At 71.9% G+C, this 24,581-nt stretch carries 21 protein-coding genes; 9 read left to right on the top strand and 12 right to left on the bottom strand.

Features of this window, described 5'->3' with window-relative positions; all coding sequences use genetic code 11:
- Positions 1-188: 188 nt before the first annotated feature.
- Positions 189-1,565 (bottom strand): cation:dicarboxylate symporter family transporter, encoded by a 1,377-nt coding sequence (locus ACZ5WC_RS20140; RefSeq protein ID WP_468542079.1) that lies wholly within the window; start codon positions 1,563-1,565, stop codon positions 189-191.
- Positions 1,566-1,726: 161 nt separating this feature from the next.
- Between ACZ5WC_RS20140 and ACZ5WC_RS20145 the strand changes: the two genes are divergently transcribed.
- The 3 genes from ACZ5WC_RS20145 (at position 1,727) to ACZ5WC_RS20155 (ending at position 4,988) form a co-directional block, all read left to right on the top strand.
- Positions 1,727-3,430, top strand: a complete 1,704-nt coding sequence (locus ACZ5WC_RS20145; protein WP_468542080.1) for a sensor histidine kinase — start codon at positions 1,727-1,729, stop codon at positions 3,428-3,430.
- Complete coding sequence (locus ACZ5WC_RS20150; RefSeq protein ID WP_468542081.1) at positions 3,427-4,101, top strand: response regulator; 675 nt, start codon at positions 3,427-3,429, stop codon at positions 4,099-4,101. The genes ACZ5WC_RS20145 and ACZ5WC_RS20150 overlap by 4 nt, the downstream gene beginning before the upstream one ends.
- A gap of 263 nt (positions 4,102-4,364) precedes the next feature.
- A complete protein-coding gene (locus tag ACZ5WC_RS20155) occupies positions 4,365-4,988 on the top strand; it encodes a helix-turn-helix domain-containing protein (RefSeq protein WP_468542296.1) in 624 nt (207 codons plus the stop codon).
- Between the two features lie 27 nt (positions 4,989-5,015).
- Here ACZ5WC_RS20155 and ACZ5WC_RS20160 read toward each other — a convergent pair whose 3' ends face one another.
- Positions 5,016-6,041 carry an ATP-dependent 6-phosphofructokinase gene (locus tag ACZ5WC_RS20160; protein WP_096628446.1) on the bottom strand — a complete coding sequence of 342 codons (1,026 nt, stop codon included), beginning with the start codon at positions 6,039-6,041 and terminating at the stop codon, positions 5,016-5,018.
- Between the two features lie 381 nt (positions 6,042-6,422).
- Here ACZ5WC_RS20160 and pta point away from each other — a divergent pair, with 381 nt between their 5' ends.
- From pta to pyk, 3 genes are all read left to right on the top strand, one after another.
- On the top strand, positions 6,423-8,504 hold the full coding sequence (gene pta / locus ACZ5WC_RS20165) for a phosphate acetyltransferase (RefSeq protein WP_468542082.1): 2,082 nt from the start codon (positions 6,423-6,425) through the stop codon (positions 8,502-8,504).
- Between the two features lie 38 nt (positions 8,505-8,542).
- Positions 8,543-9,784: an acetate kinase gene (locus tag ACZ5WC_RS20170; protein WP_468542297.1), complete on the top strand. Its 1,242-nt coding sequence runs from the start codon at positions 8,543-8,545 to the stop codon at positions 9,782-9,784.
- Positions 9,785-9,858: 74 nt separating this feature from the next.
- The gene (pyk, locus tag ACZ5WC_RS20175; RefSeq protein ID WP_468542083.1) at positions 9,859-11,286 is read left to right on the top strand and encodes a pyruvate kinase; all 1,428 of its coding nucleotides are present in this window, start codon (positions 9,859-9,861) and stop codon (positions 11,284-11,286) included.
- An 84-nt stretch (positions 11,287-11,370) separates the two neighbouring features.
- On the opposite strand, the gene ACZ5WC_RS20180 is transcribed toward pyk, so the two are convergent.
- The 5 genes from ACZ5WC_RS20180 to ACZ5WC_RS20200 form a co-directional block, all read right to left on the bottom strand.
- The gene (locus ACZ5WC_RS20180; RefSeq protein ID WP_468542084.1) at positions 11,371-11,715 is read right to left on the bottom strand and encodes a hypothetical protein; all 345 of its coding nucleotides are present in this window, start codon (positions 11,713-11,715) and stop codon (positions 11,371-11,373) included.
- 414 nt (positions 11,716-12,129) lie between these two features.
- Positions 12,130-13,476, bottom strand: coding sequence for a hypothetical protein (locus ACZ5WC_RS20185; RefSeq protein WP_468542085.1), 1,347 nt, complete (start codon positions 13,474-13,476; stop codon positions 12,130-12,132).
- A complete protein-coding gene (locus ACZ5WC_RS20190; protein ID WP_468542086.1) occupies positions 13,466-14,026 on the bottom strand; it encodes a DUF6114 domain-containing protein in 561 nt (186 codons plus the stop codon). Before ACZ5WC_RS20190 ends, ACZ5WC_RS20185 begins: the two co-directional genes overlap by 11 nt.
- 96 nt (positions 14,027-14,122) lie before the next feature.
- The gene (locus tag ACZ5WC_RS20195; protein ID WP_468542087.1) at positions 14,123-14,776 is read right to left on the bottom strand and encodes a DUF6230 family protein; all 654 of its coding nucleotides are present in this window, start codon (positions 14,774-14,776) and stop codon (positions 14,123-14,125) included.
- A 648-nt stretch (positions 14,777-15,424) separates the two neighbouring features.
- Positions 15,425-16,393, bottom strand: a complete 969-nt coding sequence (locus tag ACZ5WC_RS20200; protein WP_468542088.1) for a tetratricopeptide repeat protein — start codon at positions 16,391-16,393, stop codon at positions 15,425-15,427.
- Positions 16,394-16,797: 404 nt separating this feature from the next.
- Here ACZ5WC_RS20200 and ACZ5WC_RS20205 point away from each other — a divergent pair, with 404 nt between their 5' ends.
- Positions 16,798-17,424, top strand: a complete 627-nt coding sequence (locus tag ACZ5WC_RS20205; RefSeq protein WP_468542089.1) for a TetR/AcrR family transcriptional regulator — start codon at positions 16,798-16,800, stop codon at positions 17,422-17,424.
- Between the two features lie 8 nt (positions 17,425-17,432).
- Here ACZ5WC_RS20205 and ACZ5WC_RS20210 read toward each other — a convergent pair whose 3' ends face one another.
- On the bottom strand, positions 17,433-18,437 hold the full coding sequence (locus tag ACZ5WC_RS20210) for a GDP-mannose 4,6-dehydratase (protein WP_468542090.1): 1,005 nt from the start codon (positions 18,435-18,437) through the stop codon (positions 17,433-17,435).
- Positions 18,434-19,687, bottom strand: a complete 1,254-nt coding sequence (locus tag ACZ5WC_RS20215; protein WP_468542091.1) for a UDP-N-acetylglucosamine--N-acetylmuramyl-(pentapeptide) pyrophosphoryl-undecaprenol N-acetylglucosamine transferase — start codon at positions 19,685-19,687, stop codon at positions 18,434-18,436. Before ACZ5WC_RS20215 ends, ACZ5WC_RS20210 begins: the two co-directional genes overlap by 4 nt.
- 64 nt (positions 19,688-19,751) lie before the next feature.
- Here ACZ5WC_RS20215 and ACZ5WC_RS20220 point away from each other — a divergent pair, with 64 nt between their 5' ends.
- Positions 19,752-20,456 (top strand): response regulator transcription factor, encoded by a 705-nt coding sequence (locus ACZ5WC_RS20220; RefSeq protein ID WP_468542092.1) that lies wholly within the window; start codon positions 19,752-19,754, stop codon positions 20,454-20,456.
- Positions 20,453-21,856, top strand: coding sequence for a sensor histidine kinase (locus ACZ5WC_RS20225; RefSeq protein WP_468542093.1), 1,404 nt, complete (start codon positions 20,453-20,455; stop codon positions 21,854-21,856). Before ACZ5WC_RS20220 ends, ACZ5WC_RS20225 begins: the two co-directional genes overlap by 4 nt.
- A gap of 31 nt (positions 21,857-21,887) precedes the next feature.
- On the opposite strand, the gene ACZ5WC_RS20230 is transcribed toward ACZ5WC_RS20225, so the two are convergent.
- The 3 genes from ACZ5WC_RS20230 to ACZ5WC_RS20240 all read right to left on the bottom strand — a co-directional run bounded on the left by ACZ5WC_RS20230 (position 21,888) and on the right by ACZ5WC_RS20240 (position 24,575).
- Positions 21,888-23,588 (bottom strand): acyl-CoA mutase large subunit family protein, encoded by a 1,701-nt coding sequence (locus tag ACZ5WC_RS20230; RefSeq protein WP_468542094.1) that lies wholly within the window; start codon positions 23,586-23,588, stop codon positions 21,888-21,890.
- An 84-nt stretch (positions 23,589-23,672) separates the two neighbouring features.
- The gene (locus ACZ5WC_RS20235; RefSeq protein ID WP_468542095.1) at positions 23,673-23,999 is read right to left on the bottom strand and encodes a DUF3817 domain-containing protein; all 327 of its coding nucleotides are present in this window, start codon (positions 23,997-23,999) and stop codon (positions 23,673-23,675) included.
- 66 nt (positions 24,000-24,065) lie between these two features.
- Entirely contained in the window at positions 24,066-24,575 is a 510-nt protein-coding gene (locus ACZ5WC_RS20240; protein ID WP_468542096.1) for a MarR family winged helix-turn-helix transcriptional regulator, read from the bottom strand.
- Between the last annotated feature and the right edge of the window lie 6 nt (positions 24,576-24,581).

Consider the following 24,581-nt stretch of genomic DNA (forward strand, 5'->3'; position numbering starts at 1 on the left):
TGACCAGAACCCACTTCACTGTCAGATACGTACTTTCGGGAAAGGGTCGAGGTCAGCGCGTTCCACCGGGTGAAACCCGTGCGGACGTCCGTTCCGGGGGGATACGCAAGGACACCCGTACCGGGGGGTACGGGTGTCCTTGGGTGGGGGGACGCAGTGGTCGGGAAGGGCGGGAAAAGCGGTGGCGGTCAGACCTTGGCGGGCTGCTCGGCGGCGGTCTCCCGCGGCTCCGGGACGTCACCGGAGCCCGCCGGGCCGCCGGACGGGGCGTGGTCGTCGACGAGGGTCCGCTCGTCGAAGGGGACCCGGCCCGCGAGCACCTCGGCCACCCGCTCCTTGTCGATCTCCTTGGTCCAGTGGCCGACCAGGACCGTGGCGACCGCGTTCCCCGCGAAGTTGGTCAGGGCGCGGGCCTCGCTCATGAAGCGGTCGATGCCGACGATCAGGCCGACACCGTCGACCAGTTCGGGGCGGTGCGACTGGAGTCCGCCCGCGAGGGTCGCCAGGCCCGCGCCGGTGACGCCCGCCGCGCCCTTCGAGGCGATGATCATGAAGATCAGCAGCGAGATCTGCTCGCTCGCGCTCAGCGGGTCGCCCATCGCGTTGGCGATGAACAGCGAGGACATCGTGAGGTAGATCGCGGTGCCGTCGAGGTTGAAGGAGTAGCCGGTCGGCACGGTGATACCGACGACGGGCTTGCTGACGCCCAGGTGCTCCATCTTCGCGATGAGCCGCGGCAGGGCGGACTCGGAGGAGGAAGTGGAGAGGATGAGCAGGAACTCACGGCCCAGATACTTCAGCAGGGAGAGCAGGTTCACCCCGGCGACCAGCCGCAGGATCGCACCGAGCACCACGAAGACGAAGAGCCCGCAGGTGACGTAGAAGCCGATCATGATGATCGCCAGCGACTTCAGGGCGTCGAGCCCGGTCTCGCCGACCACCGCGGCGATCGCGCCGAACGCGCCGACCGGGGCGGCCCACATGATCATGGCGAGGATGCGGAAGACGAGCCGCTGGATGTGGGTGATGCCACGGATGATCGGCTCGCCCGCCGAGCCCATCGCCTGGAGCGCGAAGCCCGCGAGCAGGGCGACCAGCAGGGTCTGGAGCACCTCGCCCGCCGTGAAGGCGGAGACGATGGTGGTCGGGATGATGCCGAGCAGGAAGTCCACGGTGGACTCGCTGGCCCCGGACGCCTGGTCCTCACCGGCGGCGCGGGCCGCCTCCGTGATGTGGAGGCTGGAGCCGGGCTCCAGGAAGTTGCCGACCAGCAGGCCGATGGCGAGGGCGACGGTCGACATGGCCAGGAAGTAGCCCAGCGCCAGCCCGCCGACCGCGCCGACCTTGGCCGCCTTGCGGACCGAGCCGACGCCCAGCACGATCGTGCAGAAGATGATCGGCGAGATCATCATCTTGATCAGGTTCACGAAACCGGCGCCGATGGGCTTCAGCTCGACGGCCACCCCGGGGGCCACGAAGCCCACCAGGATGCCGAGCGCCACGGCGGCGATCACGGCGATGTACAGATAGTGGGTGCGGTCCCGCTGTTCGGCTGCCACAGCCATGGTGGGGCTCCTCGGCTCGGTCAGGGCTTTGCGCCCCCGTCCCTGGGGGCTCCGGTGACTATCCACCGCCCTGTGACCCCGGTCACCCTTGCGTTCATATCGTTCACGGGCGCTTTCGAGCCACGGGGGACCGGGTGTTCCGGCGAGGCAGACTGTGGGGCATGCGCCTTCCCCGTACCCGTCCCCGCAGCCTGGCCGGCCAGCTCTTCGCCATGCAGGTCGTGCTGATCGCCGCCGTGGTGGCCGGGTGCGCCGTCTTCGCGTACGTCTCGGGCAGCGCGCAGGCCGAGGAGACGGCCACCCGGCAGGTGCGGGCGGCGGCCGTCGCCGTGGCCGATTCCCCCTCCGTACGGGAGGCCGTCCGCACCCCGGACCCCTCCGCCGTGCTCCAGCCGTACGCGGAGCAGGTCCGCGCGGACACCGGGATCGCGTTCGTCACGATCATGGACACCGGGCGGAAGCGCTGGACCCACCCGGACGCCTCGCTGATCGGCGACACCTTCCTCGGCCACACCGAGGAGGCGCTGCGCGGGGAGACCTTCACCGAGACGTACACCGGCACCCTCGGCCCCTCGATACGGGTGGTGACCCCGATCCGCGACGACGGCCGGATCGTCGGCCTGGTCAGTGCGGGCATCACGGTGGAGCGGGTCTCCTCGCAGGTACGGGAACAGCTGGGCGCCCTCGCCCTGGCGGCGGGCGGCGCACTGGCGGCGGGCGGGATCGGCACGTACGTGATCAACGCCCGGCTGCGGCGGCACACCCACGGGATGAACGCGGCCGAGCTGAGCCGGCTGCACGACTACCACCAGGCCACCCTGCACGCGGTGCGCGAGGGGCTGCTGATGCTGGACGGGCGGCGGCGGATCGCGCTGGTCAACGACGCGGGCCGGGAGCTGCTGGGGCTCGCCCCGGAGGCGGAGGCGGTCGGCCGGACCGTCGACGAGCTGGACCTGCCCGCGCCGCTGACCGGGGCGCTGCTGGCGTCGGACGTGCGGGTGGACGAGCTGCACCTCACAGCGGAGCGGGTGATCGTCGTCAACACCCGTCCGGTGGTGGGCGGTGAGCGGCGCGGCACGGTGGTGACCCTGCGCGACCACACCGAGCTCCAGGCGCTGACCGGTGAGCTGGACTCCGAGCGCGGTTTCACGCAGGCGCTGCGCTCGCAGGCCCACGAGGCGGCGAACCGGCTGCACACCGTGGTGTCGCTGATCGAGCTGGGCCGGGTGGAGGAGGCGGTGGACTTCGCGACGGCGGAACTGGAGCTGGCCCAGGTGCTGACCGACCGGGTGGTGGGCGCGGTGGAGGAGCCGGTGCTGGCCGCGCTGCTGCTGGGCAAGGCCGCCCAGGCCAACGAGCGGGGCGTGGAGCTGGAGCTCGCCGAGGACAGCCTGATCGACGACGGGGCGCTCCCGGGCTCCCTTCCCCAGCGCGATCTGGTGACGATCCTGGGCAATCTGATCGACAACGCGGTGGAGGCGGCTTTCGAGGGCGCGGAGGGCGTGCAGGGTTCGGGGCCGGTGCCCGTGCCGCGTTCGGGCGGGGGCGCCGCGGGCCGGGCCCGGGTCACGGTGACGGCCCTCGCGGACGGGCGGGAACTGCTGCTGCGCGTCGCGGACACCGGGGCGGGCATCGGCCCCGAGGCGGCGGACGAGGTGTTCCGGCGCGGCTGGTCGACGCACGGGGCGGGGCGCGGCCTCGGCCTCGCCCTGGTGCGGCAGGCCGCCCGTCGCAACGGGGGCACGGTGGAGCTGGACGAGGGCCCGGAGGGCGGGGCGCGGTTCACGGTGCGGCTTCCGCTGGGGAACCGTACGGCTCCCGGGGACCGCGCGGCGCGAGCGACGGCGAAGGAGGTCACGGCGTGATCCGGGTGCTGGTGGTGGAGGACGATCCGGTGGCCGCCGACGCGCACCGGATGTACGTGGAGCGGGTGGAGGGCTTCACGGTCACGGCGGTGGCGCACACCCGGGCGGCGGCGGTGCGGGCGCTGGAGCGGACCCCGGTGGACCTGCTGCTGCTCGACCTCTACCTCCCCGACGGGCACGGTCTCGGGCTGCTGCGCTCGCTGCGGGCGGCCGGGCACGGGGCGGACGTGATCGCGGTGACCTCGGCGCGGGATCTCGCGGTGGTCCGGGAGGGGGTGTCCCTCGGCGTCGTGCAGTACGTCCTGAAGCCGTTCACCTACCCCACGCTGCGGGACCGGCTGGTGCGGTACGCGGAGTTCCGGGCGGCCGCCGGGGAGGCGAGCGGCCAGGAGGAGGTGGACCGGGCCCTGGGCGCACTGCGGGTCGCCCACCCGGCGGCGCTGCCCAAGGGCCTGAGCGGTCCGACGCTGGAAGCGGTGACCCGGGTCCTGAAAGAGTCGCCGGGCGGGGTGACCGCGGCCGCCGCCGGGGAGGGGCTGGGGATCTCGCGGATCACGGCGCGACGCTACCTGGAACATCTGGTGAGCGTGGGCAGCGCGGCGAGGCGTCCGCATTATGGGCAGGTCGGCCGACCGGAACTGCACTATCGCTGGCTGGCATCGGGCCTCTGACCGCGCGCCGGAGGCCGCGGGGGCAAGCGCTTACTGGTGCAGTTTGCGGTGCTCAGGGGGGCTGTGCGCGAGTGGAGGGGAAAGCGCTGGTGGGGCGTCGTTTGCGTACCGCCCACCCGGTTCGCCCTAGGAGGTTCCTACGAAGCGTGTTCTGAGGGGAACGTACCGTAGCCAGAGCGGTTCCGGACTCCTACGGTTGGCCCGTGCACCCCACCCCGCCGTTCAATGCCCCCGCCGCGCGCCGTCTCCGCGAGGCTCTGGGGATGGCTCCCGGCCATGTCGCCTACGGGCTCGCCGCCCAGTACGGACTCCGGATCAGCGCAGAGACAGTCATCGCCTGGGAGCGCGGCATCGTGACGCCCGGGGAACGCGAACTGACCGCCCTCGCGGGCGTCCTCTGGTGCGCCCCCGGTGAGCTGCTCGCCGCCGCCACGACCCTGCGCGAGCACCGGATGACCCGGGACCTGGGCGTGGACGACCTGGCCCGGCAGCTGGGGATGACCGGCGCCTCGTATCTCCGGATGGAGGAGTCGGGGCGCTGGCGCGGCAACGAGAAGCAGTCCCAGGCCCTGTGCCGGGCGCTGGACCTGTCGGCGGCGCAGTTCCTCACCGCCACGGGCCGCGACGAGGAGCTGGCGGAGCTGCTGAGCAGCGCGGTCACCACCCGCTGGCAGGCCTACGTCCGGCCGGTGGCGAAGATCGTGCCGCTGGACCGGGCGCTGGTCCAGGACGTGCTGGAGCGACTGCACTCCGACTACCAGGCGCTGATGGTCTCCACCCTGAGCTGGAGCAGCACGGGCCGGGAACGCTCCGGCTCCACGGGCGACGCGGGGCGGGCGTTCCTGGCCCGGGTGGTGGAACAGTTCTGGCGGACCGCCGGGGTGTGACCCCGGCAGGCCTCGGGGTGCGCGGTTCTAGAACACCGACTCCGCCTCGTACATCCGGTCCGCCGGGACCGTCTTCAGCCGCGTGATCGCGTCCGCGAGCGGCACCATGGCGATCTCGTTGCCGCGCAGCGCGGTCATCCGGCCGAAATCGCCGCGGTGCACGGCCTCCACGGCGTTCCAGCCGAAGCGGGTGGCGAGCACCCGGTCGTACGCGGTGGGCGTGCCGCCGCGCTGGACATGGCCGAGAATGACCGGCCGGGCCTCCTTGCCGAGGCGGGTCTCCAGCTCGACGGCGAGGCGGTTGCCGATGCCCTGGAAGCGCTCGTGGCCGTACTGGTCGATGGCGCCCTTGGCGTACGGCATGGAGCCCTCGGCCGGGTGCGCGCCCTCGGCGACGCAGATGACGGCGAACTTCTTGCCGCGCGCGAAGCGTTCCTCGACCATCTTGACCAGGTCGTCGACCTGGAAGGGCCGCTCGGGCAGGCAGATGCCGTGGGCGCCGCCCGCCATCCCGGACTCCAGCGCGATCCAGCCCGCGTGACGGCCCATCACCTCGACGACCATCACCCGTTGGTGGGACTCGGCGGTCGTCTTCAGACGGTCTATGGCTTCGGTCGCGACGCCCACCGCCGTGTCGAACCCGAAGGTCCGGTCGGTGGCGGAGATGTCGTTGTCGATGGTCTTCGGGACGCCGACGACCGGCATGCCCGCGTCGGAGAGCATCCGGGCCGCGGTGAGCGTGCCCTCGCCGCCGATCGGGATGAGCGCGTCGATGTCGTAACGGCGGGCCAGCTCCTCGCAGTTCTCGGCGGCCTCTCGCAGCCGGTCGCGCTCCAGGCGGGCCGAGCCGAGGATCGTGCCGCCACGGGCGAGGATGCCGCTGACGGCGTTGAGGTCGAGGGGGCGGAAGTGGCCGTCCAGGAGGCCCTTGAAGCCGTCCTCGAAGCCGATGACCTCGTCGCCGTGGCCCACGACGGCCCGGTGCACGACCGACCGGATCACTGCGTTCAGGCCGGGGCAGTCGCCGCCCGCGGTGAGAATTCCGATGCGCATCGAGGTGTGTCTCCTGCTCGCTAGTACCGCGCTTTCCGGGGGACCGACCCAGGCGGTCCCCGTGCCCTGAACCGTGACGATTGTCCCACGCCCGGCACGGCCCCCGCGCTTTCGGCAAGGCCTGGCGGGGAAGCGGGCGGCAGGAATCCGGGGCCGGGACCTCCAGGAATCCGTGCGAGGACGGGCGAGGAGCTCCGCCCGGGAGGACCGGGACCTCCGGCGGGCGACATAGCTGCCCCCGCAGGTATCGTCAAGAGGCAATGCTGGCCAATGCCGCACCCGGCGGACCGCCGGGAACAGCACGGGGACGGCCCGGAACACCACCGCTCGTCCGGACGCCCCGCGCGGTACGCGGAACCGAACAACGACGGGAGAGCTCGCGTGGCGCGCAGCGTGTACGTGACCGGGATCGACCGGGGGGACGGCCGTCAGGTCGTCGAACTGGGAGTCATGGAGCTTCTGACGCGCCAGGTGGACCGGGTCGGGGTGTTCCGCCCGCTGGTCCACGACGGACCCGACCGGCTCTACGAGCTGCTGCGGGCCCGCTACCGGCTCTCCCAGAGCCCGGCCTCCGTCTACGGCCTCGACTATCACGAGGCTTCCGCCGTGCAGGCGGAGAAGGGTACCGACGAACTGGTCTCCCGGCTCGTCGACCGCTTCCACCAGGTGGCCCGGGACTACGAGGCGGTCCTCGTCCTCGGCAGCGACTTCGCCGCCACCCAGCTCCCCGACGAGCTGGCGCTGAACGCCCGGCTGGCCAACGAGTTCGGCGCCTCGGTGATCGCGGTGGTCGGCGGCAAGGGCCAGAACGCGGAGTCCGTCCGCGCCGAGACCCGCAACGCCTACCGCGCCTACGCGGGCCTCGGCTGCGACGTGCTGGCCATGGTGGTGAACCGGGTCGCCGCCGAGGACCGCGCGGCGATCGAGGAGCGGCTCACGGCGCGGCTGCCCGTACCCGTCTCCGTACTGCCCGACGACCCGGCGCTCTCGGCGCCCACGGTCGCCCAGATCACCTCCGCGCTGAACGGCACGGTGCTGCTCGGCGACGACTCGGGGCTCGCCCGCGACGCGCTGGACTTCGTGTTCGGCGGGGCGATGCTGCCGAACCTGCTGAACGCGCTGACCCCCGGCTGCATGGTCATCACCCCCGGGGACCGGGCCGACCTGGTGGTGGGCTCGCTCGCCGCGCACAGCGCGGGCACCCCGCCCATAGCCGGTGTGCTGCTGACCCTGGACGAGCGGCCCGGCGAGGAGATACTCACGCTGGCCGCGCGGCTCGCACCGGGGACCCCGGTGGTGTCGGTGGCCGGCGGCTCTTTCCCCACCGCGACCGAACTTCTCTCCCTCGAAGGCAAGTTGAACGCCGCCACCCCCCGCAAGGCGGAGACCGCGCTCGGTCTCTTCGAGCGCCATGTGGACACCGGGGCGCTGCTGGAGCGGATCTCGGTGGCCCGCAGCGGGCGGGTCACGCCGATGATGTTCGAACACGAGCTGCTGGAGCAGGCTCGCTCCGACCGCCGCCGGGTGGTGCTGCCCGAGGGCACCGAGGAACGGGTGCTGCGCGCCGCCGACGTGCTGCTGCGCCGGTCCGTCTGCGACCTCACCCTGCTCGGTGACGTGGACGTGATCCGCAAGAAGTCCGCCGACCTCGGCATCGACCTCGCGGACACCCAGCTGATCGACCCGCACACCTCCGAGCTGCGCCAGAGGTTCGCCGAGCGGTACGCACAACTGCGCGCGCACCGCGGGGTGACGGTGGAGCTGGCGTACGACGTGGTGGCGGACGTGAACTACTTCGGCACGCTGATGGTCCAGGAGGGCCTGGCCGACGGGATGGTGTCCGGGTCGGTGCACTCCACCGCCGCGACCATCCGCCCGGCCTTCGAGATCATCAAGACGAAGCCGGACGCGTCGATCGTCTCGTCCGTCTTCTTCATGTGCCTGGCCGACAAGGTGCTCGTGTACGGCGACTGCGCTGTCAACCCGGTCCCGGACGCCGAGCAGCTCGCGGACATCGCGGTGCAGTCGGCGGTGACCGCGGCCCGGTTCGGCGTGGAGCCCCGGATCGCGATGCTGTCGTACTCCACCGGGACCTCGGGCTCCGGCGCGGACGTCGACAAGGTGCGCGAGGCGACCGAGCGGGTCCGGGCGGCACGGCCCGAGCTGCGGGTGGAGGGGCCGATCCAGTACGACGCGGCGGTCGAGCCGTCCGTCGCGGCGACGAAACTGCCCGGCTCGGAGGTGGCGGGCCAGGCGACCGTGCTGATCTTCCCGGACCTCAACACCGGCAACAACACCTACAAGGCCGTACAGCGCTCGGCGGGCGCGGTGGCGGTCGGCCCGGTCCTCCAGGGTCTGCGCAAGCCCGTCAACGACCTCTCGCGCGGTGCGCTCGTCCAGGACATCGTCAACACCGTGGCGATCACCGCGATCCAGGCCCAGGGCGAGGAGCGCCCCGTATGACGTACTCCACCACCGACCACGAAAGCACGGCAGCCCCTGTGGAACCGCACCGCGTACTCGTCCTCAACTCCGGCTCCTCGTCGGTGAAGTACCAGCTGCTCGACATGCGCGACCGCTCCCGGCTCGCCTCGGGCCTGGTCGAGCGGATCGGCGAGGAGACCTCGCGCCTCGCGCACACACCGCTGACCGGCGGCGGCGCGGAGCCCCGTGAGCGCACGGGCCGGATCGCGGACCACGACGCGGCGCTCAAGGCGGCCGCCGAGGAGCTGGCGGCGGACGGCCTCGGCCTCGACTCCCCCGAACTCGCCGCGATCGGGCACCGGGTGGTGCACGGCGGGCTGCGGTTCAGTGCGCCGACGGTGATCACCGACGAGGTGCTCAAGGAGATCGAGCGCCTGGTCCCGGTGGCCCCGCTGCACAACCCGGCCAACATCACGGGCATCCGTACGGCGCAGGCGCTGCGGCCGGACCTGCCGCAGGTCGCGGTGTTCGACACGGCGTTCCACACGACGATGCCGGAGTCGGCCGCGCGGTACGCGATCGACGTGGAGACCGCCGACGCGCACCGCATCCGCCGCTACGGCTTCCACGGCACCTCGCACGCGTACGTCTCCCGGAAGACGGCCGAGCTGCTGGGCCGGGCCCCGGAGGAGGTGAACGTGATCGTGCTGCACCTGGGCAACGGGGCGTCGGCCTCGGCGGTCGCGGGCGGGCGGTGCGTGGAGACCTCCATGGGGCTGACCCCCTTGGAAGGGCTCGTGATGGGTACGCGCTCCGGTGACATCGATCCGGCGGTCACCTTCCACCTGAAGCGGGTGGCGGGCATGTCGACGGACGAGATCGACGTCCTGCTGAACAAGAAGAGCGGGCTGGTCGGCCTGTGCGGCGACAACGACATGCGGGAGATCCGCCGCCGGATCGACGAGGGCGACGAGCGGGCGGCGCTGGCCTTCGACATCTACATCCACCGGCTGAAGAAGTACATCGGCGCCTACACGGCGGTGCTCGGCCGGGTGGACGCGGTGGCGTTCACGGCGGGGGTCGGTGAGAACGCGGCCCCGGTACGGGAAGCTGCCATCGCGGGCCTGGAGGAGCTGGGCATGGCGGTGGACGCCTCGCTCAACGCCGTACGGTCCGGGGTGCCGCGGCTGATCTCGCCGGAATACGCCCGGGTGGCGGTCGCCGTGGTACCGACGGACGAGGAGCTGGAGATCGCCGAGCAGACGTTCGCGCTGGTCGGGCGGGGCGACGCCCCCGGCCCGGTGCGCATCGACAACTGAGCACCCCCGCGCCCCTTTGTATCTTCCACCAGACGGAATATTCCGCAGCGAAACAAACCGATAGGATCCGCCTCATGCGCCGTTCCAAAATCGTCTGTACCCTCGGTCCCGCCGTCGACTCCCATGAGCAGCTCGTCGCTCTGATCGAGGCCGGCATGAGCGTGGCCCGTTTCAACTTCAGTCACGGCACCCACGAGGAACACCAGGGCCGTTACGACCGTGTCCGCGAGGCGGCCGCCGAGACCGGCCGCGCCGTGGGCGTGCTGGCCGACCTCCAGGGCCCGAAGATCCGGCTGGCGAAGTTCGCCGAGGGCCCGGTCGAGCTGGTCCGCGGGGACGAGTTCACCATCACCTCCGAGGACGTCCCCGGCGACAAGTCGATCTGCGGCACGACCTACAAGGGTCTGCCCGGTGACGTCGTCAAGGGCGACCCGATCCTGATCAACGACGGCAACGTCGAGCTGAAGGTCGTCGCGGTCGAGGGCCCCCGGGTGAAGACCATCGTCATCGAGGGCGGTGTCATCTCCGACCACAAGGGCATCAACCTGCCCGGCGCGGCGGTGAACGTTCCGGCCCTGTCCGAGAAGGACGTCGAGGACCTGCGCTTCGCCCTGCGGATGGGCTGCGACCTGGTCGCGCTCTCCTTCGTCCGGGACGCCGACGACGTCAAGGACGTCCACAAGGTGATGGACGAGGAGGGCCGCCGGGTCCCCGTCATCGCCAAGGTGGAGAAGCCGCAGGCGGTCGAGCACATGGAGGGCGTCGTCATGGCGTTCGACGGTGTGATGGTGGCCCGTGGCGACCTGGCCGTCGAGTACCCGCTGGAGAAGGTCCCGATGGTGCAGAAGCGCCTGGTGGAGCTGTGCCGGCGCAACGCCAAGCCGGTGATCGTGGCGACCCAGATGATGGAGTCGATGATCACCAACTCGCGGCCGACCCGCGCCGAGGCGTCCGACGTCGCCAACGCGATCCTGGACGGCGCGGACGCGGTCATGCTGTCCGCCGAGTCCTCGGTGGGCGCCTACCCGATCGAGACGGTCAAGACGATGTCGAAGATCGTCGTCGCCGCCGAGGAGGAGCTGCTCTCCAAGGGCCTCCAGCCCCTGGTCCCCGGCAAGAAGCCCCGTACGCAGGGCGGTTCGGTGGCCCGCGCGGCCTGCGAGATCGCGGACTTCCTCGACGGCAAGGCCCTGGTCGCCTTCACCAAGTCCGGCGACACCGCCCGCCGCCTCTCCCGCTACCGCGTGGCCCAGCCGATCCTGGCCTTCACCACGGACGAGGCCACCCGCAACCAGCTCGCCCTGAGCTGGGGCGTCGAGGCGTTCGTCGTCCCGCACGTGGACAACACCGACGCGATGGTCGACCTGGTCGACGCGGAGCTCCTGAAGCTCAACCGCTACAACACCGGTGACACGATGGTCATCACCGCCGGCTCGCCTCCCGGCATCCCCGGCACCACCAACATGGTCCGGGTCCACCACCTGGGCGGCGAGCGGGGCTGACCCGCCGCTGTACGACGACGGCCCCCGGGTGCGCCCGGGGGCCGTCGTCGTGCCACCGGCCGGTGGTACGAGCCGGTCACGGCATCAGCTGAAGACCACCGAACGGACCTTCAGCCGCTCGGATGCGCGCCCTCCCGGGCGCAGGGCGAAGTGGTCGCCCTCGCAGTCGGCATCGGTGAAGAGAACGGCGGTCGCGTCGGTGAAATTGCGCGGCGAGTGCGCGGGCTCCGAGGCGGCGGGGTCGGACACCTCGGGCAGGTTGACGCACTCCCGGCTCGGCGGGTCGATCAACTGGCCGATCTGCCGGTGCCCGTCGGTACCGGTGTAGGAGTAGCCGAAATAGCCGTTGGCCGCCCAGGCCGAGTTGGGCACGGTCACGATGAGGGCGAGGGCGCCGAGAGAGGCGGCCAGCGTACTGCGAAGACGCACGGGTGTTCCTTGGGTAGGCGAGCGGTTGCGGCTCCACCCTGCCCCGGCCGTCTGCGGGTTCATGCGGGTCACCGCGGGCAGTCACCCGAACGAACACCGGCGAATCGATTCCCTCTGGGCCGAACGGGGCAGCCCGCCGTACCGGATCATGGTGGGATTCCGAGCGTGAACGCCCTCATGTGTCCTGGCGGTTGCGAGAGCGCATGACGGATGCACTGCGGCCCTCCCACCCTCGTACCAACGCTCCTACCGCATCGAGGGACGGCTCCGGCGCGGGCGGGATGGGGCAGGTCTACCGTGGCCTGTCCTATCCCGCCCTGAGCCCACCGACGACCGTGGCCCGCACCCCCGCGATGCGGGGGTGCGGGCCACGGTCGTTGTGCGGCTCCCGGACGGGATCGGGGGGGGAGGCTGCTAGCGGTTGCCGCCTTCGAGGTAGTTCTTGAGTCCGGGGACGGTGAGCGTGCCGCCGAACTGGCCTGCCTGGGTCACCTTCACCTTGGTGAAGAAGGCGTAGGGGACGTTCAGCGGCGGCGGGGTCTCCGGGCTGAAGGTGATCGGGATGAGGCCGAAGAGGTTGCCCTTCAGCTCCTCCGTGTACATCGTCACCGTGCCGTTGCGGATCGTCGATGTGGAGCCGGGCCGCGACTTCACATGCCCCGTGGTGCCCGCGGGGCCGACGGTCAGCTGGTGGAGGTCCTTGATGTCGATGGAGCTGGCGGTGAACTTCAGCACCTTCTTGATGCTGCCGTCCGCCTTCTTCACCTCGACGATGCCGTGGTAGTCCAGGCCTCTGAGGGTGAGCAGCGTCGATTCCAGGGTCCACGGGTCGCTCGGGAGCAGCGGCATGCCGGGCTCCAGCTCGGCCGCGGCCAGTGCGTCGGGGTCGGACTCCGGGCAGGGGAAGCGCGGCTTGGCGCCGTCCGGAATGTCCTCGTCCTTCCTGGGGTCGAGTCCCTTGACGTCCTCGTCGAGCTCCTCGACGTCCTCGCCCGCCTTCTCTGCCGCCTCGCGGATGGCGTCGGCCGTCCTGTCGGCCTCGGTCTTCGCCTTGTCGGGCGCGTCCTTGACCGGGTCGTCGGCCTCGGCCTTCGCCGGGGGCTCCGGCTTGTCGGCCGTGGGGCTCGGGGACGGGCTCGCCGACGCCGCGGGCTTCTCCTCGGCCTTGTCCGTGTCCTTGTCCGGGCCGTCGAAGAGGTCCCTGAGGGCGTCGCCGACGCCGAGCGGGTCGAGCGGGTTCCTCGACCTGGTGGGCGTCGGTGTCGCGGTGGGCTCCTCGGCGGCCTGCGCCGCCTTGTCCGCTGCCGCGTCGTCGCCCTTCGCGTCGGCCCCGGGCTCCTCAGGGGCCTCGGAGGCCGAACCGCCGGCCGAGGGCTTCGGGGCCGCGGACTCGTCCGTGCCGGGCTTCTCGTCCTTGTCCGGCTTCTCGTCCCCGTCCGCCCGGTCCTTGGCCGTGGCCGACGGGGACGGGGTGGCATCGGGCGACTCGGACGCGTTCGGATCCTCGTCGGACCGGGTGACGCAGGGGCCCGGCGCGAACGGGATGTCGCTGCCGTCGTCGGCCAGGGCGAGCTTGGGGGTCAGCCCCATGCCCACGAAGACGGCGGTCGGCATCGCGGCGAGCGCGAGCGCCTTCTTGCCGCTGGGCAGGTTGAGCTTGGTGAGGAGCGACTTCCGGGGTGCCGCGTGACGAGGGCCCTTGCGCTCGCGGAGGTCGTCGCCGGGGTGCGCGTTCATGTGCTGTCCGTCGTCACCCCGCACGATGGTTCCCTCCGTCGGCTTCGGCCGCCGTGTCGGACCCGGCGCCCGGCTGCTGGGGAACGGCCGCCGCACCCTGGAGCGCGTCCTCGGAACGTTCCTGGGGACGCTCCTCGTACGGCTGCTCGTCGAGCGGGGCCTCGTCCGCGCTCTTCGGCTCGCCGGGGGCCCAGGAAATGGACAGGGCTCCGCCGATGAGGGCGAAGAGGAAGCCGATGACGAAGCCGCCGATGTTGGCGACGGGTATGGACACCAGCGCGAGCAGGATGGCCGCGACGCCCGCGAACACCCGGACGATGTGGTGGAACCACATCGTCAGCCCCAGGGTGACCAGCAGGACCCCGATGATCAGGGACCCGGCCCCGGCCGTGGTGGACATGGCCAGCGTCATATTGCCGAGCTTCATGCTGGCGTAGGGAAAGTAGGCGATGGGTAGACCGCCCAGGATGGTGAACAGACCCGCCCAGAACGGCCGGTTACCCCGCCAGGTGCGGAAGCGTCGCTGAATGACGCGGATGTAGTGCTCGTTCTGCCCTGTGGACTCGGGGCTCATGGAAAACAGCTCCCTGGAACCGGTACTGCCGTGAGAGGAGAAGGGGTGGGTGACCGGAGAGCCCTCAAGGGGCGTTCCGGTCACCCGGGCGAGTGCTTAGAAGCACTCCTCGACGCCCTTGTGCAGCCTCAGGCTCAGGTTGCTGAGCTTGAAGGTGCCGGCCGTGGTCGCCCAGGCCGTCTGCTTCACTCCGGTGAGAACGGCCTCGTCGGCGCGCTGCGCGAAGCCCTCCTCCTTGGCCTGGGTGCCGGGCTGGATGCCTATGCTCCCCGGCTTGTTGGGCTTCTTGAGGGAGCCCGCCGCGACACCGATGTCGATGTTCCTGAACTCGGCGTCCGCGTCGAGCTGCGACACATCCAGGTAGAGGTTGGTCGCCTCGACCGGCTTGTCCGGGTCCGTACCGGCCTTCAGCTTCAGGCTGACGCTGCCGAGCCCGAACGGAAGGTTCGGCGTCACCACCGACTGGCACATGTTGGTGATGGTGGCCTTGCTGAAGCCCGACACCGCGACCGGGTGCGCGGCGTCCTTGCCGTTCAGGTCCTTGCCGACAGCGACGCTGCCGTACTGGACGAAGTCCTCACCGACGAGCTTGTCGGTGCGGACCTTGAAGCTCTGGCCGGAAACGCTGAACGAAGCGGCCAGAGCGCCCTGCGCGAGGCCCACGCCCACCGCCGCCGTGGCGACGACGCTCGGCACCATGACCAGAGCGAAACGCTTCCATCTCGTCCCACCGCGAACCTGGGAACTCATACTTGCTCCTTCTTCTCGGACGTACATCTCCGGCCGGGCGTCATGCCCGTCCTGGGATGGGAGAAGTGCTACGTCCTCGGGAAGGAGAGCGCCCGTATCGGAGACGTGTCCCGCATCCGATCCACCGGCGTTCACCCCCGAGCGACTAACCACTGGCCGCGCGTTCCGCGCGGCCGGTCGGACAGGCCCCGCCTGTCGGCGGGAACCCCCCTGTCCGCGGTCGGCGCCACTGCCGCCGACCCACTCGGCGGGGACCCAACAGGCCCTCAGGTCCCGGCTGGAGACCGGGCTGGGGGTATTGGACCGAGCGTGGCCGATCGTGGTGCATTCACGGCCCCGGCACAAGAGGGTTCGTTACTGGCTAGTAACGGCCCGATAACCTCGACACGACAGGGCGGCATCACACGGCGACGCAGGGTGGCACGAAAGGGACATCCGAATAGCGGGAAACTTCCTGGAAACGGGACAGAACCGCCGACCCGCTTTACTGCGAGTAACAGCGCGCCCCTTTGTCAAGATTTGGTAAAGCGAAGATGCCCCGCGGCGGCGATCGGCGCCGATACGGCAAAACGGCCGCGCTGCCTGTGGCATAGCGCGGCCGTCTTGTCACATCGGGACGACAGGCGGATCTCGTCGGATCGACGAGGCTCAGAACAGGACGCGGGCCAGTGCCGTCCGCGCCGCGGTGACCCGCGGGTCCTCCGGGCCGATCACCTCGAACAGCTCCAGCAGCCGCAGCCGCGCGGTGTTCCGGTCGTCGCCCGCGGTGCGGCGGACGGCCTCGACCAGCCGACCGAAGGCGTCCTCGACATGACCGCCGACCAGGTCGAGATCGGCGGCGGCGATCTGGGCGTTCACATCGTCCGGCCTGTCCGCGGCGTCCTTGCGGACCGCCTGCGGGTCCATGCTCTGGACCCGGCCGAGCAGTTCGGCCTGAGCCAGGCCGAGCTTGGCCTCCGGGTTGCCCGGGTCGTCGGCGAGCACGTTCTGGTACGCCCGAACGGCGCCGCCGAAGTCGTTGGCGTCGAGCGCGGAGGCGGCCGCCTCCAGCAGGGCGTCGTACGGGCCGGCCGGCGCCTCGGCCGGGGCGGCTTCCGCCGTGGCGTCCGGGTCGACGGCGATCCCGGTGAGGCCGAAGCGCTCCTCGCCGACCTGGATCAACTGGTCCAGCGTCTCGCGGATCTGGGCCTCGGGGGCCGCGCCCTGGAAGAGGGGGAGGGCCTGCCCGGCGACGACGGCGAAGACGGCCGGGATGCCCTGGATTCCGAACTGCTGCATCAGCATCTGGTTGGCGTCGACATCGACCTTGGCCAGCAGGAAGCGGCCGTTGTACTCGGCGGCCAGGCGCTCCAGCAGGGGGCCCAGCTGCTTGCACGGCTCGCACCACTCGGCCCAGAAGTCGATGACGACCGGGACCTCGGCGGAGCGCTGGAGGACCTCGCGTTCGAAGCCCGCTTCATCGACGTCGATCACCAGGGCGGCGGGCGCGACGGCGCCGGTGCCCCCCGTGCGGGCGGCCTCCGCGCGGGCCTGCTCCGCCTTGGCCTTGGCCTCGCCGGCCGCCTTGACAGCGGCGAGGTCGACGACGCCGCTCATGGACATGTTCCTAGGCTGCATACGTACATCCTCCCCCCTGAGCACACCGATCCGGAAAGCGATACGAGAACCGGGCCGGTCCGCAGCCCCTGCCGGTGTGCGGGGCGGGCGGATCGAGACGGTCCCGGGCCCCTGAAAGACCCTGGTGGAACTGGCCGGGCCCCGAAAGACCCGGTGGACCCGCCGGATCCCCATCCGGCCGGTCCGTGTGGCTCCGGGTCCCCACCCGGCGCCCGGGCCCTCCGTGAGGGCCCTGGTGGCTGTCGCTCGTACGTGGCGTCCGGGGCGGGTCCGACCGCCTTCCTTACGCTACGACCCGTAGCGTAACTGCCGATCGGCCCGGCGGCACAGGTGATCCTGGTGATCTGTCTCACGGAGGCCGAGCCGGAACGGTTCTCTCTACCGGCCGGTATGGTCGCCGCATCATGAACGACAGCGACCCCAAAGCCACCCGAACCGGACGTCCGCGGAGCACCGCGGCCGATGCCGCGATCCTTGAGGCGACGCGGGCGTCCCTGGTCGATCTCGGCTGGTCGAAGCTGACCATGGGCGATGTGGCGACCCGGGCGGGCGTCGCCAAGACGACGCTCTACCGGCGCTGGGCGGGCAAGAACGAGCTGGTCGTGGACGCGGTCGCGGTGCTCTTCGACGAGCTGGAGCTGCCCGACCGGGGCAGCCTGGCGGCCGATGTGCAGGGCGTGGTGCTCCAGTTCGCCGCGCTGCTGGAACGGCCGGAGACCCGGACCGCGCTGATGGCGGTGGTCGCCGAGTCCACCCGCGACGACTCGCTGCGCCGCCGGATCCGCTCGGCGATCGTGGACCGGCAGAAGCGGCTGGTGCTCCTGGGCCGGGAACGCGCCCAGGCCCGCGGCGAGCTGCGCTACGAGGACGACGCCTCGACGGCAGCCCGCAACGCGGACCTGATCTTCGATGTGATCGCCGGTGCGGTGGTGCACCGCACGCTGGTGAGCGCGGAGCCGGTGGACGCCGAGTGGGCGAGCGGCTTCACCTCGCTGCTGCTGCTGGGGCTGTCCGGCGCCCAGACGGGGTAGCTCCGCCGTCAGACCTGATAGCGGTCGGGTGCGAAGAGGTGGAGGTGCTCCGCGACCCAGGCCGACGTCCGCGCCAGCCCTTCCTCCAGGGTGACCTCGGGCTCCCAGCCCGCCCACGTCCGGGCCCGAGTGTTGTCGGAGAGCAGCCGGTGCACCTCGCTGCCGGAGGGCCGCAGCCGCGCCGGGTCCACGACGATCTCGGCGTCCCGGCCGGAGGCGGTGATGAGAGCCTTCGCCAGGTCCCCGACCGAGATCTCCCGGCCGGTGCCGAGGTTAACGCTCTCCCCCAGTGCCCGGTCGCAGTCGGCCAGTGCCAGGAAGCCGGCCGCGGTGTCGGTGACGTAGGTGAAGTCACGGGTGGGGGTCAGCGAGCCGAGCCGGATCTCCCGGGCACCGGAGTACAGTTGGGCCAGGATCGTGGGGATGACCGCGCGGGCGGACTGGCGGGGCCCGTAGGTGTTGAACGGCCGCACGACCGTCACCGGCAGTTCGAAGGCGTGCCAGTGGGAGAGCGCCATCATGTCCGCGCCGATCTTGGAGGCGGAGTACGGCGACTGCGGCTGGAGCGGGTGGTCCTCGCCGATCGGGGCGGTGAGCGCGGTCCCGTAGACCTCGCTGGTGGAGGTGTGCAGGAGACGGCGCACGGAGTGGCGGCGGCAGGCCTCGGCGATGTTCTCGGTGCCGACGACGTTGGTGCGGACGTACGCGCCCGGGGAGTCGTAGCTGTAGGGGATGCCGATGAGCGCGGCGAGGTGGAACACCGTGTCGCAGCCCTCGACCGCGTCCATCACGCGGCCCGCGTCGCCGACGTCCCCGGCGATCATCTCGACCGGACCGTTCGGGTCGTCGAGGTAGCGGGCGAGGTGGCCCTTCTCGGCGTACGGCTTGTAGTGGACGAACGCCTTGACGCGCGCCCCGCGTTCGACGAGCAGGTCCACGAGGGTGGAGCCGATGAAGCCCTCGGCCCCGGTGACGAGGGCCGTGCGGCCGTTCCAGTCGGTGATGTCCTTCATGAGGTGAGCTCCCTTGCGTCGGAGGGTCGTACGGAGGTGGCGGCGAGGCGGCGGACCGTCTCGGCGAGCAGGTCGGCGGCGCGGGCGTGGTTGCCCGGGTCGGCCGCCCGCCCCATCACGGCGAGCCGGGCCGGGTCGGCGAGCAGCGGGTCGATCAGTCCGGCCAGCCGGTCGGGGGTGGTCTCGGCGTCGGGGACGAGGTGGGCGGCGCCCGCGTCGGAGAGGACCCGGGCATTGTGGGTCTGGTGGTCGCCGGGGGCGTGCGGGTACGGCACGAGGACGGCGGGCACCCCGGTCGTGGCCAGCTCCGCGATCGTGGCCGAGCCCGCCCGGCAGACCACCAGGTCGGCGACCGCGTAGGCGAGGTCCATCCGGTCGAGGTAGGGCACCGCCTGGGCCACGGTCCCCGCGCCCGCGTCGGCGGGTTCCGGAGCGGGCACCGCCGGACCGGCCTCCCCCGGCGCGACCGCCCCCTGCGCGACGGGCCCCACGCCGGCCCCCGCCCCCGACTCGGCCAGCTGCCGCCGGGTCTCCCCGAGCGCGGCCGGGCCCGTCTTGATCAGGAGGTGGACGTCCCCGCGGCCACGCCAGCGGGCGGCGAGGCCCACGGCGGCGGCGGTGAGGCGGGCCGCGCCGAGGCTGCCGCCGTTGAAGAGGACGACCCGCGCCCCCTCGGGTATCCCGAAGGCGCGCCGGGCCTCCTCCCGCAGGGCCGGCCGGTCCAGCGCGGCCAGCGACGCGGCGATCGGCATGCCGACGGTCTGCGCCCGCTCGCCGCCCGACAGATGGGCCCGGCTGCCGTCGAAGGCGACAGCGAGGTGTTCGGTGAGCCGGGCGGCGAACTGGTTGGCCCGGCCCGGAACGGCGTTGGACTCGTGGATCACGCTGGGCAGTCCGGCCATCCTCGCCCCGACGATCGCCGGGGCGCTCGGATAGCCGCCCATGCCGACGACGACCTGGGCCTTCTGCCTGCGCAGGATCGAGCGGGCCTGGGCGCCGGAGCGCAGCAGCGCGGCCGGGAGGAGGAAGCGCCTGGCGCCGAGGGCGGGGTCGAAGGGGATCATGTCGACGGTGTGCAGCCGGTATCCGGCGGCCGGGATCAGGGTCGTCTCCAGCCCGCGTTCGGTGCCGATGAAGGAGACGACCGCGTCCGGGTCGGCGCGGCGCAGGGCCTCGGCGAGGGCGAGACCGGGGTAGATGTGACCGCCGGTGCCGCCCGCACCGATCACGACGGAGAGTGGTGTGCGCATGGCCGCCACTCTCGGGATGCGGCCTAAGAAGGTTCTAAGAGTCCGGTTTGGCAGTCTTCAGGGTATGAACGGCATGAGCGGCACGCGGAGTACGAGCAGGATTCTGGTGGCCGAGGACGAGCCGGAAGTGCGGGCCGCCGTCGAGGACGGGCTGCGGATCGAGGGGTACGAGGTCCGGGGCGTCGGCGACGGTCTGGCGGCGCTGTCGGCGGTGGCGGCCTGGCAGCCGGACGCGCTGGTCCTGGACGTGATGATGCCGGTGCTCGACGGGCTCGCGGTCTGCCGGAGGCTGCGGGCGATGGAGGACCGGACGCCGGTGCTGGTCCTGACGGCGCTGTCGTCGGTGGCCGAGCGGGTGGACGGGCTGGAGGCGGGGGCCGACGACTATCTGGTGAAGCCGTTCGCGCTGGACGAACTGGTGGCGCGGGTGCGGGCGTTGCTGCGGCGGGCCGCACCGCCCGCCCCGGACGGGGATCTGTCCTTCGCGGATCTGACGCTGGACCCGGTGACCCGGACCGGGCGCCGCGGCGGCCGCCCGGTGGAGTTCTCCCGTACCGAAGCCGCCCTGCTGGAACTGCTGCTCCGGCACCCGGGCCAGGTGCTGCCGCGCGAGACGATCCTGGAGCGGGTCTGGGGTCAGGACTTCGGCCCTGACTCCAACTCGCTCGCGGTGTACGTGGGTTATCTGCGCCGCAAGCTGGAGGCGGGCGGCGAGGCGCGCCTCGTCCACACCGTGCACGGGCTCGGTTACCGGCTGGACGTGGCGTGAGCGGGGTGCGGCGGCTGGGCGCCCGCTGGCGGCGCAGGCGGCCGCTGCGCACGCGCCTGGCGCTCGCGGCCTCGGCGGCGGTGGCGCTGGTCGCCGTCGGGGTGTGCACGGCGGCGTTCTTCGTGATCCGCTACGAGCTCCTGCACCAGCTGGACCTGTCGCTCACCCAGTCCGCGACCCGGGTGGTCCAGGAGAACCGGGGCGAGGGTCCGCAGATCGTGGCGGGCGAGTGCCGCTTCCTCTCCGCCCCGGCCTGCGCCCAGGTGGTCCCGGCCGACCCGGCATCGGACCCGGAGGCCGCCTATCTGCTGCCCGTCTCCGCCCCCGTACGGGAGGTGGCGGCGGGGACGCGGGCCCCGTACTTCAGCAACGTCACCCGCTTCGGGCAGCCGCTGCGGATGCTGACGACCCCGTTCGGGGACGGCCGGGCGCTCCAGGTGGCGCTGCGCGCGGACCCGGTGGAGCGGGGGGTGCGGCAGGCGGCCGTGCTGCTCGCGGCGGTCGGCGGGGCGGGCGTCCTGCTGGCGGGGCTGCTCGGGTACGCGGTCTCGCGCACCGGTCTGGCCCCGGTGGCCCGGCTGACCTCGACCGCCGAGCGGATCGCGGCGACCCGGGACCCGCGCCACCGCATCGAGCTGCCGCCGGGCCCGCCCGGGCGGCAGGACGAGGTGACGCGCCTGGCCGCCAGCTTCAACACCATGCTCGGGGAGCTGGAGCAGTCGGTGAGCTCCCAGCGCCGGCTGGTCGCGGACGCCTCGCACGAGCTGCGCACCCCGCTGACCGCGCTGCGCACCAACGCGGAGCTGCTGGCCCGCGCGGACCGGCTGACGCCCGCGCAACGGGAGCGGGCGTCGGGGGCGCTGGGGCGGCAGATCCGGGAGGTGACCGGGCTGGTGAACGACCTGATCGAGCTGGCCCGGGACGAGGAGCCGCTGCCGCTGCTGGAGGAGGTACGGATCGCGGAGCTGGCGGAGCACGCGGTGGCCACGGCCCGTACGCACTGGCCGCGCGTCCGGTTCTCGCTGGACATCGGGCCGGGAGCGGCGGCGGCGACGCGGCCCGGGGTCCCGGCGCGGCTGGCCCGGCTGCTGACGAACCTGCTGGACAACGCGGCCAAGTTCAGCCCGCCGGACGCGCCGGTGGAGGTGGGGCTCACCACGTACGGGGGCGGCCTTGAGCTGACCGTCCGGGACCACGGCCCGGGGATCGCGGCCGAGGACCTCCCGTACGTCTTCGACCGCTTCTACCGGGCCGAGGCGGCGCGCGCCCTGCCCGGCTCCGGGCTGGGGCTGGCGATGGCCCGGCAGATCGCCCGCGCGCACGGGGCGGAGCTGACGGCACGGGCGGCGCCGGGCGGGGGTGCGCTGTTCGTGCTGACGTTCCGGGGGGAGGGCCCGTGACCGGCAGGGGCCGAGGCCCTCCCCACGGCTCTCAGAAGCCCGGCGGCTCCGTGTACGTGCCCCACTCCTCGCGCAGCACCCCGCAGATCTCGCCGAGCGTGGCCTCGGCCCGTACCGCGTCCAGCATCGGCGCGATCATGTTCGAGCCGTCGCGGGCGGCGGCCAGCATCGCGTCCAGGGCGGCGGTGACCTTGGCGTCGTCGCGGGCGGCCTTGCGGTCGGCGAGCTGGCTGACCTGGTCGCGCTCGACCTCGTGGCTGACCCGGAGGATCTCCAGGTCGCCGGTGACCGAGCCGTGGTGGACGTTGACGCCGACGACCCGCTTGTCGCCCTTCTCCAGGGCCTGCTGGTAGCGGAAGGCGGACTCCGCGATCTCGCCGGTGAACCAGCCGTCCTCGATGCCGCGCAGGATGCCGGAGGTCATCGGCCCGATGGGGTGCTGCCCGTCGCGGTGGGCGCGGGTGCCGCGTTCCTTGATCTGGTCGAAGATCTTCTCGGCCTCGGCCTCGATCCGGTCGGTGAGCTGCTCCACGTACCAGGAGCCGCCCAGCGGGTCGGCCACATTGGCGACGCCGGTCTCCTCCATCAGCACCTGCTGGGTGCGCAGGGCGATCTCGGCGGCCTGCTCGGAGGGCAGGGCGAGCGTCTCGTCGAGGGCGTTGGTGTGGAGCGAGTTCGTGCCGCCGAGGACGGCGGAGAGAGCCTCCACGGCGGTGCGGACGACGTTGTTGTACGGCTGCTGCGCGGTGAGGGAGACCCCGGCGGTCTGGGTGTGGAAGCGCAGCCACTGCGCCTTGTCGGTCTTCGCGCCGTACGTCTCCTTCATCCAGCGGGCCCAGATGCGGCGGGCGGCGCGGAACTTGGCGATCTCCTCGAAGAAGTCGAGGTGCGCGTCGAAGAAGAAGGAGAGCCCGGGGGCGAAGGTGTCGACGTCCAGGCCCCGGGAGAGGCCCAGCTCCACGTAGCCGAAGCCGTCGGCCAGGGTGTACGCCAGCTCCTGCGCGGCCGTCGCCCCGGCCTCGCGGATGTGGTAGCCGGAGACGGAGAGCGGCTTGTAGGCGGGGATGTCGCGGGCGCAGTGCTCCATCAGGTCGCCGATGAGGCGCAGGTGGGGCTCGGGCTGGAAGAGCCACTCCTTCTGCGCGATGTACTCCTTGAAGATGTCCGTCTGGAGCGTGCCGTTGAGCACCCCGGGGTCGATGCCCTGGCGCTCGGCGGCGACCAGGTACATGCAGAAGACGGGGACGGCGGGGCCGCTGATCGTCATGGAGGTGGTGACGTCACCGAGGGGGATGTCACCGAACAGGATCTCCATATCGGCGGCGGAGTCGATGGCGACCCCGCAGTGGCCGACCTCGCCGAGCGAGCGCGGGTCGTCGGAGTCGCGGCCCATGAGCGTCGGCATGTCGAAGGCGACGCTGAGCCCACCGCCGCCCGCGGCCAGGATCATCTTGTAGCGCTCGTTGGTCTGCTCGGCGTTGCCGAACCCGGCGAACTGGCGGATGGTCCAGGTGCGGCCCCGGTAGCCGGTGGCGTGCAGGCCCCGGGTGAAGGGGTACTCCCCCGGCCAGCCGATCCGCTCGAATCCCTCGTACGTGTCGCCGGGGCGGGGCCCGTACGCGGGCTCCACCGGGTCCCCGGAGAGCGTGGTGAAGTCCGCGTCACGCTTGCGGGCCTTGTCGTAGCGGGCCTGCCAGCGGAGGCGGCCTTCCTCGATCGCGTCAGCGTCCATGCTTCGAATTTACTAGGACGTCCTAGTAAATGTCGATGGCAAACCGCCCGGCGCTTTCGCGCGGGGCGGTTCGGGCCGGACCGGTCAGGCCTTCGCGGCCGCCGCGGCGGGCTTGGCGACCAGCGCCTGGGCCTCGCGGCTGACCTTCGGCTCGACGAAGAAGGAGGCGAAGGGGATGCAGCCCGCCGCCAGCACCCACAGGAGCTTGCCGAACGGCCACTTCGCCTTGGAGCCGAGGTCGAAGGCGAAGACGACGTAGACGATGAACAGCACGCCGTGGACCTGGGAGATCAGCACGGTGTCGCCGATCCCGAACCCGCGCTTCGCGATGATCGCCGCAGTGAACACGAGCAGCCAGATGGCGGTGGCGTAGGCCATCACCCGGTAGCGGGTGAGCACGTTCTGTTTCATGCCGACGAGCGTAGCCGGGCGGCCGGGGCGATCTTCGCGCGGCCCCCGCCTCGCCGGGGCCCGCGCCTACTTCTCCTCGAAGTCCTGGGCCGCCACCCGCAGCGGCCGCAGCATGGCGAAGATCTCGGCGCACTCCTCGGAGTCGTACACCCCGAGTCCGAAGTCGATCGCGACCAGGTCCCGGGTGGCCGCCTCGACGACTTCGCGGCCCTTGTCGGTGATGGCGGCGAGCGTGCCGCGGCCGTCGTTGGGGTTCGGGCGCTTGCCGACCAGACCGGACTTCACCAGCCGGTCCACGGTGTTGGTCACCGACGTGGGGTGCACCATCAGCCGCTCCCCGATCTTGGACATCGGCAGCTCGCCCGCTTTGGAGAAGGTGAGCAGCACCAGCGCCTCGTACCGGGCGAAGGTCAGCCCGTACGGCTTGACGACGGCGTCGACCTCGGCGAGCAGGATCTGCTGGGCCCGCATGATCGAGGTGATCGCCCCCATCGAGGGCACGGGTCCCCAGCGCTGCCGCCAGAGTTCCTCGGCGCGGGCGATGGGATCGAAGGGAAGGCTGAGCGGCTTCGGCACGGCACC

The sequence above is a fragment of the Streptomyces sp. NPDC033165 genome (assembly GCF_055577965.1).